General features: G+C 36.2%; 12 protein-coding genes. 2 read left to right on the forward strand and 10 right to left on the reverse strand.

Annotation, left to right across the window (positions count from 1 at the left end):
- Window positions 1-70 precede the first annotated feature (70 nt).
- The 7 genes from JEP36_RS06350 to budA all read right to left on the reverse strand — a co-directional run bounded on the left by JEP36_RS06350 (window position 71) and on the right by budA (window position 6,358).
- The gene (locus tag JEP36_RS06350; protein WP_198619964.1) at window positions 71-871 is read right to left on the reverse strand and encodes an energy-coupling factor ABC transporter ATP-binding protein; all 801 of its coding nucleotides are present in this window, start codon (window positions 869-871) and stop codon (window positions 71-73) included.
- Window positions 858-1,700 carry an energy-coupling factor ABC transporter ATP-binding protein gene (locus tag JEP36_RS06355; RefSeq protein WP_198619965.1) on the reverse strand — a complete coding sequence of 281 codons (843 nt, stop codon included), beginning with the start codon at window positions 1,698-1,700 and terminating at the stop codon, window positions 858-860. Before JEP36_RS06355 ends, JEP36_RS06350 begins: the two co-directional genes overlap by 14 nt.
- On the reverse strand, window positions 1,694-2,395 hold the full coding sequence (locus tag JEP36_RS06360) for an energy-coupling factor transporter transmembrane component T (RefSeq protein ID WP_198629991.1): 702 nt from the start codon (window positions 2,393-2,395) through the stop codon (window positions 1,694-1,696). Before JEP36_RS06360 ends, JEP36_RS06355 begins: the two co-directional genes overlap by 7 nt.
- A gap of 2 nt (window positions 2,396-2,397) precedes the next feature.
- Window positions 2,398-2,979, reverse strand: coding sequence for an ECF transporter S component (locus JEP36_RS06365; RefSeq protein ID WP_109372201.1), 582 nt, complete (start codon window positions 2,977-2,979; stop codon window positions 2,398-2,400).
- Between the two features lie 77 nt (window positions 2,980-3,056).
- Complete coding sequence (locus tag JEP36_RS06370) at window positions 3,057-3,485, reverse strand: PPC domain-containing DNA-binding protein (protein ID WP_198619967.1); 429 nt, start codon at window positions 3,483-3,485, stop codon at window positions 3,057-3,059.
- A gap of 305 nt (window positions 3,486-3,790) precedes the next feature.
- Window positions 3,791-5,464 carry an acetolactate synthase AlsS gene (alsS, locus tag JEP36_RS06375; protein ID WP_198629992.1) on the reverse strand — a complete coding sequence of 558 codons (1,674 nt, stop codon included), beginning with the start codon at window positions 5,462-5,464 and terminating at the stop codon, window positions 3,791-3,793.
- Window positions 5,465-5,530: 66 nt separating this feature from the next.
- The gene (budA, locus tag JEP36_RS06380) at window positions 5,531-6,358 is read right to left on the reverse strand and encodes an acetolactate decarboxylase (RefSeq protein ID WP_198629993.1); all 828 of its coding nucleotides are present in this window, start codon (window positions 6,356-6,358) and stop codon (window positions 5,531-5,533) included.
- 271 nt (window positions 6,359-6,629) lie between these two features.
- Between budA and JEP36_RS06385 the strand changes: the two genes are divergently transcribed.
- Window positions 6,630-8,447 (forward strand): pentapeptide repeat-containing protein, encoded by a 1,818-nt coding sequence (locus JEP36_RS06385; RefSeq protein ID WP_198629994.1) that lies wholly within the window; start codon window positions 6,630-6,632, stop codon window positions 8,445-8,447.
- Window positions 8,448-8,540: 93 nt separating this feature from the next.
- Here JEP36_RS06385 and ychF read toward each other — a convergent pair whose 3' ends face one another.
- Complete coding sequence (gene ychF, locus JEP36_RS06390; protein ID WP_023582042.1) at window positions 8,541-9,632, reverse strand: redox-regulated ATPase YchF; 1,092 nt, start codon at window positions 9,630-9,632, stop codon at window positions 8,541-8,543.
- 189 nt (window positions 9,633-9,821) lie between these two features.
- Window positions 9,822-10,406: an aminoacyl-tRNA hydrolase gene (gene pth, locus JEP36_RS06395; RefSeq protein ID WP_198619972.1), complete on the reverse strand. Its 585-nt coding sequence runs from the start codon at window positions 10,404-10,406 to the stop codon at window positions 9,822-9,824.
- 344 nt (window positions 10,407-10,750) lie between these two features.
- Here pth and ychH point away from each other — a divergent pair, with 344 nt between their 5' ends.
- Complete coding sequence (gene ychH, locus JEP36_RS06400) at window positions 10,751-11,029, forward strand: stress-induced protein YchH (RefSeq protein WP_072068239.1); 279 nt, start codon at window positions 10,751-10,753, stop codon at window positions 11,027-11,029.
- Window positions 11,030-11,267: 238 nt separating this feature from the next.
- Here ychH and prs read toward each other — a convergent pair whose 3' ends face one another.
- On the reverse strand, window positions 11,268-12,215 hold the full coding sequence (gene prs, locus JEP36_RS06405) for a ribose-phosphate diphosphokinase (protein WP_036912921.1): 948 nt from the start codon (window positions 12,213-12,215) through the stop codon (window positions 11,268-11,270).
- Window positions 12,216-12,248: the final 33 nt, after the last annotated feature.

Consider the following 12,248-nt stretch of genomic DNA (forward strand, 5'->3'; position numbering starts at 1 on the left):
CTCCAGCAGCAAAATAAATGATAATAATAGAGATAAGTCTTAAGATTATTATGAGCTAATATTATGATTTCTATTTATTCTTAATTAACATTTTAGCCCATTCAACAGGGCTGTTTTTTATTGGTAATTTTAATTTCTGACTTAATGAGTATAACGTAGGTGCGGGTATATCTGAAAGGGATTGCAACGTTGAGCTCATTAATACACTTTCAGGAGCACCATCAGCAATTAATTTTCCTGATGATAAATGGATAACCCGCTGAAAATGACGTGCCGTAAAATCAAGATCATGGCTAATCGCAAGAACAGATGTACCTAATGTTTTTTGTATCTGAAGCCAGTTCTCAAAACATGTTAGCCAATGTGCATCGAAATCGCGAGTCGGCTCATCAAGTAGTAATATTTTGGGGGATAGAATACTCAAACTTGCAACGGCAACCATTCTACGTTGACCTGCGTGTAAATCTAAAGGATGAACATCAGCGACATTGCTTAAACCGCAAAGCATTAATGTTTCATCCAAACGTTTTTTAATCTCTTCTTTAGAAAACTTGCGTTGTTTCAAGCCAAAAGAAACTTCTTTTTCTACGGTGTTATGAAATATTTGTCGTTCAGGCTCTTGGAATAATACACCAATATATTGAGCACGTTGCTGTGCTTTCATTTGAGATAATAACTGATTATTGAGTTTTATCTCACCTTCATTAGGCGTTAACAATCCTGCAATTAAACGTAATAGTGTTGATTTACCCGCACCATTATCACCAACGAGTGTTATCCATTCACCTTGATTTAATGTTAAAGATAATTGAGAAATACACGGTGGAACATCTTCACTCCAACGATAAGTCACTTTATCAAGCTGTAACATAAAACTCCTTAAAAGCCTTAAGTAAGGCCTTATCGTTATTTACAATATTTTTTTTCCAATGATGGTTTTCGACTAACCAATTTAAAGCTAACCATGCATCAGGAGCATTAATTGTTGTAAATAAGAAAGGAAATATATCTTTTAAAGCACCTGCTGCTTTTATTGTGCCTGCTTCTAACAATAAAAATTGTTCACTAAGTGTTATTGCAGGCAATAAATTGCGTTCAAAAATAATCACACTACATGTGTGCTCTTGTGCGTACCGTTTAATGCGTTGCTGTAATTGTTGTGTTGCATTTGGTGTTAAACGACTAAATGCTTCATCAAGCAATAATAATTTAGGGTGCATGGCAAGAGCGCTTGCAATGACTACACGCTGCGCTTCTCCGCCTGACAGTGTAGAAGGGTGGCGGAAACGAAGGCTGTCACATTGCGTTAATATCATTGCTTCTTTTACGCGAAATCGAACTTCATTATCACTTAACCCTAAATTTTCAGGGCCAAAAGCAATCTCTTGCTCTACTGTAAAAGCACAACCTGAAAGTTGTAATTGAGGAGATTGTTGAACGAGTTGTCTACCGGGGGCTAGTGATACTAATCGGCTTTTATCCAGAGCAATATTTTGTACAATTCCCAAGCCTTGCACTGAGCCTGTTAATAAATCGGGATGCCAACCTGCTAGTAGTTGGGCAAGAAGGCTTTTTCCACTGCCATTTCCTCCCAAAACAACAAGCCATTCTCCTTGCTTTAATTGTAGATCAATAGGGCCAATAATAGGTTGCTCATCGTCTTTAGGAGTAAAACTAAATTGCTGAAGATTTATTACCATAGCCAAATAGCTCCTTCAACAAAGATAAGCAGTAAAATAAAATAGCGTAACATCTCTTGTAGTGGTGTATCGACAGGGGGAGAAAGCGTGGTACGTTTTGCAATAATACGAAATCCTCGCATATCTAATGCAGCGCTACGAATAGTTAAATCACTTAATACATGGCTAATAAGTGGCAAGACAATAGCAGGCAATGTTATTAGACGTTGCCAGAATGAACCATCAAGAGGTACACCTCGTGCTAATTGTGCTTCTCTTATATTGTGTAACTGTTGGCGTAATTGTTCTACAAGTAACAAAGGCCCTGCTAATAAATAGGAAAGACTCATAGGTAGACGGCTAGCAAATAAGGCTCTAATAAATTGTTCGGTTGAAGTGTACTGCAACCACAATTGAGCACCGCTTATTATTGCTAATAATCTTAGCCATAGCGTTATTGCCATAGCTTGTTTACTGGTATCTAAAATGCCACCTGTTAACCAATAAGCAAACCAACCGCTATGAACTAACCATAGGCCTATCGCCATAGGGATCATCAACCATGCAATAAGGCGCCAACGCCAGCGAGAGGCGTTCCAAAGTAATAAGCTAATAAAAGTACCACTGCTAATTATCAGCAGTGGTAAGCTTAATGATAAAAACAGCACACTGGCACTTAGCCAAAGCCATAATGCCAATGAGGTAAAGGGATGCATTATTAGCGAACCTTAGCCATTGCAGGGAAGTTGCGTTGTGTTTTTTGTGGTAATTGACGTACTAATAACCAAGCAATAATCGCTGATAATATTTTATCGGCGAGATTTGCACCTAAAACAGTAATTGCAACAGATTCAATAAGCCCTTCACCAACTGCATGAAAATAAGCGACAAAGAAATCTGCGCCACTGCCTGTGGCACCACCAAATAAATAAGTCCGAATTGGAACAGCGACAATCATTAACGCTAAAGTAATAATAATACCTGAGCCAATAACTCGAGTTAATGAACGAAAACCACCAGCACGCGCTAATAAACCTGCACTTAATCCTATCATCATGGCAACAGGTGCAAATGCAGCAGCCATTGGGCCACTAATTAATCCCCATAACAGGTTGGTTAATAATCCAGTAAATAATGCAACCCATGGACCACCTAATAAGGCACAGATAAGCGTGCCGATGGAGTCTAAAAAGATAGGAAGTTTGACCATTGAGGTGATTTGACCACCGATCATATTTATTGCAATAGAAACAACAATGAGCACAAGAGTACGGCTCGAAATTAGAGGAGTTGTAGACATAGTTTAAAAACCTTTACAAAGGATAGTGACTATTGGTTTTATTATTCTGCATCAATAACGCTCTTTTTATAAAAAGGCTATTTACGCGGTGTGATGACCAACTCCTCATAACCAGAGTGTTCACAAGGCTGACGGCTAAAAGTCACTTGCTCTAACTCACCAATAACGAGTTCTAGCGTTGTGCGCACTGTACAACCTGGCATCATATGTCCACCACACATTAATCCATTTTCATCTGAAACCGCTAAATGCAAATGTTCACCTTGGTCATCTAATGTTCCAATTAGTGAAACAATTTCAAATTTACCCGTAAGATAGCGATTTTCTTCACGTCCTGCAAAGCGTAATACCACATCTGTTAAACTGCCCACACAACCTGCAATAAATGCCGATTTCAGGTTTTGTTCTTTAATCATCTGTCGTAATGCCATAATCACATCTTCATTAGGGAGAAGGCGAAGTGGAATAAATCGAGAATTGGAATAAAGTAATGAGGTGTGTGGCATGGTGATTATCCTAATAACTGAATGTCTATATTTAATTTATTATGGTTATTGTAAGCACTAAAATGACCGTTTCAGATAAGATAAGACTTAGTTTATTTTTATTATCTACTTTCATTTTTATGCACAAAACTCGCATAATGTATTATTAATAAAAAAAACGAAAGAGGAAATAGATAATAACTTTTTATTAACAATGAAATTGTTTTGTATCAAAAGAATAAAATATGGAAAAACAAAGAAGGGCATAAGGATGAAAGGAGAATGTTCATCCTTATTTTTCTAAATAGGGCGTTTAAGTAAGATAACTAAATAATCAAATTATAATCAATATGTTCCATTAATTTAGCGTTATCACTATAATCGACAGGAATAGCAAGAACAGCAGGGCCATCAACAGCCATTGCTTCATGTAAAACGCTACGTAATTGAGAAGCACATTCAACAGAAAACCCTTTAGCTCCGAAGGATTCCGCGTAACGTTTAAAATCAATTGCGCCAAATTTCACGCCAGAATAACGACCATATTTTTCCTTTTCTTGCATTTCGACCATATTATAAGCGTTATCCACCCAGATAATATGTAGGATATTTGTATTTAAACGAACCGCAGTTTCTAATTCCATTGAAGATTGCATAAAGCCACCATCACCAGAAACAGAAATAATTTTGTCAGAAGGACGAACAAAAGAGGCACCAATTCCCCACGGCAATGCAACACCCATAGTTTGTTGACCATTAGAAATCAGCATTTGTCTTGCTCTAAAACTATAAAGATAACGAGCTAACCAGATATGAAAACTCCCCATATCAATACACAGTGTTACATCGTTATCAATAATATCTTGCATCTCATGAATAATGGTTAAAGGGTGAATAGGACTACCTTGCCTAAAATAACTATTTTGTTGCAGCGTTTCTCTTTGCTGGCGAATTTTTTCTAAAACCTGACGAGTGTTATTTGAGAGTGTAATTTGAGATGTGGATTGTTTAGCGAAACGCTGAGTTAAATTATCGAGAGTTAATTTGATATTGCCGGTTAATTCTAAATCAGGGCAATAAGCTAGATCTATTTCAGCTGGAATTTCATCAATATGAATAATATTGGCATTGTTGTGATTCCATAATGAAGGTTCATATTCGATTGGACTATAACCTAACGTAATGACTAAATCAGCATGGGAAAGTAATTCATCGCCTGGCTGATTATTAAATAAACCTATGCGACCAGCAAATAAAGGAAAATGGCGTTGAGCGATAGCGCCTGCTGATTGATAAGTTCCCACAATTGGGAGAGGGCAAATATCGAGTAGTTTTTGCAGTGATAATGCATTATCAGGATAACTCGCCTGCAAACCTAATAAAATGACAGGGTTTTTTGCCATTAATAATAAGGTAACCGCTTCTTTTATTGCATCATTGTTTGCTCCACCCAGATTAGATTTAGGCACTAATATTGGGCTATCAACAGCATTATTTAAAATGTCCATTGGAAATGTTAAGAAAGCAGAGCCAGGTCTTCCTGATTCTGCATGACGAAACGCATTGACCATTGTTTCAGAGATTGATTTTGAGGAATCAATTTCAGCACAAAATTTAGTGATAGGATTAAACATGGTAACGGTATCCATGCTTTGATGAACCAATTTTAATCTATCCGCCGATTTTACTGAACCGCCTAATGCGACTAACGGATCACCTTCAGAAGTTGCCGTTGCAATGCCTGTTGCAAGATTAGAACATCCTAGCCCTGATGTAGCGATAGCGACTCCCGCTTTACCCGTTAAGCGTCCGACTGCCGCAGCCATAAATGCCGCATTCGCTTCATGACGAACAACCACAGTTTCAATATTTGAATCAACAAGCGAATCGAATACACGATCGATTTTTGCACCTGGAATACCAAATACTTGTTTGATGCCATGTTGCTCTAATTGTTTGACGACTAAATCTGCACCACATTTCCAATGATGAGTGTTCATATAACCTTCTTTGAGTTTGCAAGTGAATAAAATACAAGCGGGTAATAAAGCTAAGAGGCTTCTAGATTAATTTTCAGCTTTTTCTATTGCCTGATGCAGATTGTCTGGCATTAAGTTAGCTTGCAGAAACGTAGCTTGGCAGGGTAAGTCGATGGTAAGGCGAGAAATAACACCGATTTTTAAGGTGCCATATTTTAAATAGTAATCAAGAACATGACCACCACCTTGACGTTGTTGATTAATATAATGTTCATGAAATCCAGCAACATTCATGCCTTGCGTAAATTGTGGTGAACGAAAGCCTGCAATAATACCGGTTTCGTTATGAAACGTGAAAATAGGTTGATTTTTTATTGCCTCTAACATGGGAAGGTAAGGAGGCTCTTGGCGAGGAACAGTACGTGTTTTGACTAATTCAAATTCGCCTTCAATTTTAATTGCACAAAAAAGATTATCGGAAGGAACATACTGATTGATTGTATTATGTATTTCTTGTTGTGAGGCGCCGTAAGAAAACGAATGTTCAATATCAGAATTAAAAAAGGTCATCACAGCAAAAGGGGATTTTTGAGAGTCTAATGCCTTACGGGCACTGCCATCAGAACGTAATTGGAAAACGTTGTTATCAAAAGCAACTAATTCACCATCAAGTTGATTAAAGGTGCCCAAACCAAAATCACCCTGTTTTAATAAATCAGTAATAGTAACATCACTATCATAAACGCCGGCAATTAAGCTGCTCATTAATGAATTCTGATAAATAGTACATTCGGGATGATTATTAATATAATTATTTAGATTGGTTACTATCTCTTGGCTACATTGACAACTACTATTTTTATTATGGGCTATATCGCTATTATCTCGCATATTATGGCTTAAATTATAATTCATAATGCAACTGATCCTTATTTGATAAAGATGGTCATTAATTGACTATCAATTTAATTATTAGTCTCGTGAATAAAAAATTCAAATGTTTTTATTGTTATTAAAATATTAATGATAATTTACTATTTTTTAGATGTGTGTGGTGATTATTTTATAAAGTTATTTGAATGGTTTTTTTTAAGTTATTTGAATGGTGGTTACTTTATTAAAGTAGAAATCATAAATGCTTGTTATCGTCACTTACGATACATAGTTAATTATATAGGCTACTATTATGAATATAGTTTTTACATATCTAAAGGCTCATTTAGCTAAGGATACTACAGCCGCTGTTGATCTGGCAGATTATCATCCTTCTTTTAAGAACTTATCTTTCGCAAGAAAGATATTGAATATAAAGTTAACAACTGTTGAGTGTAATTTCTGTTATAAAAAGAAGGATCAAGAACTTAATATAAATAAAGCCATTAAATACAAAAAACTGCTTGGAAAATTAGCTGGAATTGAGCAAAGAAAAACATATCAAGATAAAGATATTAGGCATAAAGGTTTTGAAACTTTAAAAAAATTTCATTATGAATTCTCTAAAGTAAATATGGATTTTTCAAATTATGATCTTTCCAATGTTGATTTAAGTAGTTATTTTTTGGAGGGATCGAAATTTACAAATAGTGATTTGAGTGGAACTAAAATCAAGGCAAATGATGCTGATTTTTCGAATGCCAAGCTTGATGGTGCGCAAATAAAATTTAAAAAAATAAAATATATGGATAGAGCGTGTGTAGGTGAAAAAATAATTGATGATCCGGCTAAGAAAGCAATACTTAATACTCTCAGAAGTATTGATGATAAATATTCTGATATTAAAATAAATCTCGTCAAGAAATTAATCAAAGCAGTGCATTTTTGGGATAAAAATTATGTAAATGTACAACATATTGACTCATTTCTGGATTACATTTTTTCAAAAGAATATTATTTGGAAGATAAAGAGATTAGAGATTCTGTTAAATCTTTGCTTGATCAATTAACTCTAACTAATAATAATGAAAAACATATAGCACTAAAGCACGTATCGTTATATCTGGATATTATTTCCAAGTTTTTTAATGATCAAGAACAGGATGATTTCCTATTGAAAAATAATAAAAAATTTATTAATTTAATGGCAGTCGCTCTTTATCATAAAGAATTAGATATTCAAGAAAAATCTAGAACTTTATATGATAAATATCTTAAATTAGAAAGGGTAAGATCCTTTTATGAAAAGCATAAAACTGTTAATGATGAAAAGGTTGATTGGGATAATAAAGACGCTAATAATATAATTATTATTAATGAAAATAAAACGATGGTGACAAGCTATAACGAATTAAATAAAATGCTATTTGCCGACCTTAAAAAAGCGGATACACAGTGGAATTCATTTTATCTTTATAACGATAAAATATTGCAGAAGGTTAACGAAAGCAATCTTTATGTTTTATTTAATAAAGATTTTAAGATCTTTAAAGAGAATTATAATGATTTTGCTCTGAGTGAGAAATTTAAGAAACTAGCATCAAATTTTGATAGTTACGCTGAAGGATTCAATTCTGCTTTCATTGGTAATCATATTCAGGTTAATGACAAATTAATTGAACGTGATCAGAAAGAGCAAACTAAAATATATTTGGTTTTAAAAGAATTAATAGATATCCCAGAAACCAATATTTCAATGACATCACTCAAAAATAAACATTATCAACAAATATGTGACATTTTTGAATTGAACGGGTTAAAGGATAAAGAAAAGTCTAAATACTTACTGTGCCTTGCAATTATATTTGTTAAATATGCATCTAACGATGTATTTGGCTTGGGAAATAAGTCACCTCAAGTATTGAAACTTTATGCTTATGCATTAATAGATAAAGCTAATAAATTAAATGCAGAATTAATGGGCTATGATTATTATGATTTTATGTCTGATTTAGTGGGAAGCGGTAAAGAGACCACTGAAACAACTGGTCTTTATTTCCGAATGAGCGCATATGGAGAAATGCGCTGTGGCTCTATTTTTAATAAGATGATACCACCACAGTGGAGATAATACTTATTTACTGCAAAAGCATAAAAACCCCAAAAGCTGGAGATCAACTTTTGGGGCTTAATTAAGAAAATGTATTTTTTGTAATAACGAGAATTACACGTTAAACAAGAAGTTCATCACATCGCCGTCTTGAACAATATACTCTTTACCTTCTGCACGCATTTTACCGGCTTCTTTTGCACCTTGCTCACCACCGTAAGTGATAAAATCGTTATAAGCGATAGTTTGAGCGCGGATAAAGCCTTTCTCAAAGTCAGTATGGATTTTACCTGCAGCTTGTGGTGCTGTTGCACCTACTGGTATTGTCCATGCACGTACTTCTTTAACGCCCGCAGTGAAGTAAGTTTGTAAGTTCAGTAATGCGTAACCCGCACGGATAACACGGTTTAAACCGGGCTCTTCGATGCCTAAATCTTGCATAAACTCTTCACGCTCAGCATCTTCTAATTCAGCAATGTCTGCTTCAATCGCAGCACAAACAGGAACAACCACAGAGCCTTCTGCTTCTGCGATTTTGCGAACGGTTTCAAGGTAAGGGTTATTTTCAAAACCATCTTCATTAACGTTTGCAATATACATTGTTGGTTTTAACGTTAAGAAGCTTAAATAACGAATAGTCGCTTTTTCTTCTTCAGTTAAATCTAAAGCACGTAACATGCCCGCGTTTTCTAAATGCGGTAAGCATTTTTCTAACACTTCCATTTCTGCTTTAGCAATTTTATCGCCACCTTTCGCTTTTTTCTGATTACGGTGCATTGCACGTTCACAGGTATCTAAGTCAGAAAGGGCAAGTTCAGTATTGATAGTTTCGATATCTTCAGCAGGATCAACTTTGCCCGCAACGTGAATGATATTGTCGTTTTCAAAACAACGAACCACATGGCCAATCGCTTCAGTTTCACGAATATTAGTTAGGAATTGGTTACCTAAACCTTCGCCTTTAGATGCGCCTTTTACTAAACCCGCAATATCAACGAATTCCATTGTTGTAGGTAAAATACGCTGTGGCTTAACAATTTCAGCTAATTTATCTAAGCGAGGATCAGGCATTGGAACAACACCTGTGTTTGGCTCAATAGTACAGAATGGGAAGTTGGCTGCCTCAATACCTGCCTTAGTTAAGGCATTAAACAGTGTAGATTTCCCTACGTTAGGCAGACCGACGATACCACATTTAAATCCCATAAACGTTCACCTTGTCACATAAAAACAACAGGAGGGAGTGTTCCTGTTGTGTGCTGTTAAAAAAAATTTGGCGCTATTATAGAGCAAATCCCCGATTGATTAAATCATCAGGGATTAATCGCGCAAAAGAAGAGGGTGATTTACCCACTTAATAACTTGAAAGTAATTGAGTTTGCTTACTAATGCTGATTAAGCTTTAAAACTATGTAAGCGGTTTATGGCTTTTTCATAGCCGTCACGCATGAGAATCTCTGTGCATGAAAGTGCTTCATCAATAGCGTCATCAATTAATTTTTGTTCACTCATGGGTGGTTTGCCTAATACAAAACCAACCACTTTATTTTTATCACCAGGGTGACCAATACCAATGCGTAAACGATAGAAGTTCGGATTATTAGCAAACTTACTTTGAATATCTTTTAATCCGTTATGACCGCCATTGCCACCACCTAGCTTCATTTTGACAACACCGGGTGGTAAATCGAGTTCATCATGTGCAACTAAAATTTCATCAAGCTCAATGCGATAGAAATTTGCCATTGCTTGTACCGCTTTACCACTTAAATTCATAAAAGTGGTAGGCACTAATAATCGAACATCATTACCATTCAAATTAATACGCGCAGTGTAACCAAAGAATTTACTCTCTTCTTTTAGAGATTGTTGATGGCGTTGAGCCAATAAATCAACATACCAAGCACCCGCATTATGACGAGTCTGGGCATAATCTGCACCGGGGTTTGCTAACCCGACGATAAGTTTAATTTTACTCACAATAGCCTTTCACTGTTATCGTCTTAAAAGAAAGCCCATAGTTTACCTGTCTAAGCTCAGAAGCACAAAATAGATTACATAGAATGTTTTTTGAAATGATAAGCAGAGGAAATGTTAATTTTTTGATTTAACAAAAAGAGCGAAAATAACAAAATCGGCGCTGTTTTATTCTTTTGAAAGAAAAAAACACATTTTTTGTTAAGAATTGTCAATAAATTTCGGAGCGATGTGATCCCTTCGACAATAACTTCTTAGTATTTATGGCTATAATAACTGCAAAGAATAAAAGGTTATTCGATGTATTTTGTTGTTGAATCGTCTGACGACGCGCTTGGAGGTGCAACATGAAATATAAACATGCATTTGCAGTCGGTAATTTATGTATGGCTACGGGGATGGTTGTGATGCTCGGTAGTCTTGGTTATACGCTTCTTAGCCATATTTTCCCATTAGGGCTCCCTGAATTTCTAGCGGATATCTCTTTAATGGGGATTTTTATTGGTGCTCTAGTTTGGTTAGCTGGCGCCCGTATTGGTGGTAGAGAAACAATAGCAGAAAGATATTGGTGGTTACGTAACCATGATGAACGTTATCGTCGTCATGACAATCACCGTTATCCATAATGTTATTATTACAAATGAATATCAGAATAGATAAAAATAACAAGAAATTAAAAACTGATGTTAAGTGAATAATAGTTGTCATTATGCGTTGTAATACACACCTATAGACCCGTTTAATGATAACGGGTTTTTTGTTGCCTAAAATTCTCTTAATCTAGAAAAAAACATCAAAAAACCCGCTATAACAAATGCTATAGCGGGTTTAGTTATCTCAAATTGCAATGAATGTTATAACAAATTAATGTTCAAACATCGCAGAGATTGACTCTTCATTGCTAATGCGACGAATTGCTTCAGCCAGCATGCCAGAAAGGGTCAATGAGCGGACTTTATTTAATGCTTTGATTTCTGCTGATAACGGAATTGTATCGCAGACAACCACTTCATCAATAACAGAGCTTTTGATGTTCTCAACAGCATTACCAGAGAAGATTGGGTGAGTCGCGTAAGCAAATACACGTTTAGCACCACGTTCTTTCAGCGCTTCAGCTGCTTTACACAATGTACCGCCTGTGTCGATCATATCGTCAACAAGGATACAGTCGCGGTTAGCAACGTCACCAATAATGTGCATAACTTGAGAAACGTTAGCGCGAGGGCGACGTTTATCAATGATAGCCATATCAGTGTCATTCAGAAGTTTAGCGATAGCACGAGCGCGAACAACACCGCCAATATCTGGAGAAACAACAATAGGGTTGTCCAAATCTTTTTGAAGCATATCTTCTAAAAGAATTGGGCTGCCGAAGACATTGTCAACCGGTACATCAAAGAACCCTTGGATTTGTTCTGCGTGTAAGTCACAGGTTAAAACACGATCTACGCCTACACTAGATAAGAAATCCGCAACAACTTTTGCCGTAATAGGAACACGGGCTGAACGAACACGGCGATCCTGACGGGCATAACCGAAGTAAGGAATAACAGCAGTGATACGACCAGCGGAAGCTCGACGTAATGCGTCAACCATGACCACTAATTCCATTAAATTATCATTAGTAGGTGCGCAGGTTGATTGAATGATAAATACATCACCACCACGTACGTTTTCGTTGATTTGCACACTGACTTCACCGTCGCTAAAACGACCTACAGCCGCGTCTCCTAGGCTAGTGTAGAGTCGGTTGGCAACACGTTGAGCCAGTTCCGGGGTTGCGTTACCAGCAAAAAGCTTCATATCGGGCACGAGAAAAACCTCAGGCTTGCGTCCAGAGAGAGA

It is taken from the genome of Proteus sp. PR00208 (assembly GCF_016238545.1).
GTDB lineage: Bacteria > Pseudomonadota > Gammaproteobacteria > Enterobacterales > Enterobacteriaceae > Proteus.

Coding starts and splice junctions, on each gene's coding strand:
- JEP36_RS06350 (WP_198619964.1), bottom strand. CDS start 871: ATGTTACAGCTTGATAAAGTGACTTATCGTTGGAGTGAAGATGTTCCA.
- JEP36_RS06355 (WP_198619965.1), bottom strand. CDS start 1,700: ATGGTAATAAATCTTCAGCAATTTAGTTTTACTCCTAAAGACGATGAG.
- JEP36_RS06360 (WP_198629991.1), bottom strand. CDS start 2,395: ATGCATCCCTTTACCTCATTGGCATTATGGCTTTGGCTAAGTGCCAGT.
- JEP36_RS06365 (WP_109372201.1), bottom strand. CDS start 2,979: ATGTCTACAACTCCTCTAATTTCGAGCCGTACTCTTGTGCTCATTGTT.
- JEP36_RS06370 (WP_198619967.1), bottom strand. CDS start 3,485: ATGCCACACACCTCATTACTTTATTCCAATTCTCGATTTATTCCACTT.
- alsS (WP_198629992.1), bottom strand. CDS start 5,464: ATGAACACTCATCATTGGAAATGTGGTGCAGATTTAGTCGTCAAACAA.
- budA (WP_198629993.1), bottom strand. CDS start 6,358: ATGAATTATAATTTAAGCCATAATATGCGAGATAATAGCGATATAGCC.
- JEP36_RS06385 (WP_198629994.1), top strand. CDS start 6,630: ATGAATATAGTTTTTACATATCTAAAGGCTCATTTAGCTAAGGATACT.
- ychF (WP_023582042.1), bottom strand. CDS start 9,632: ATGGGATTTAAATGTGGTATCGTCGGTCTGCCTAACGTAGGGAAATCT.
- ychH (WP_072068239.1), top strand. CDS start 10,751: ATGAAATATAAACATGCATTTGCAGTCGGTAATTTATGTATGGCTACG.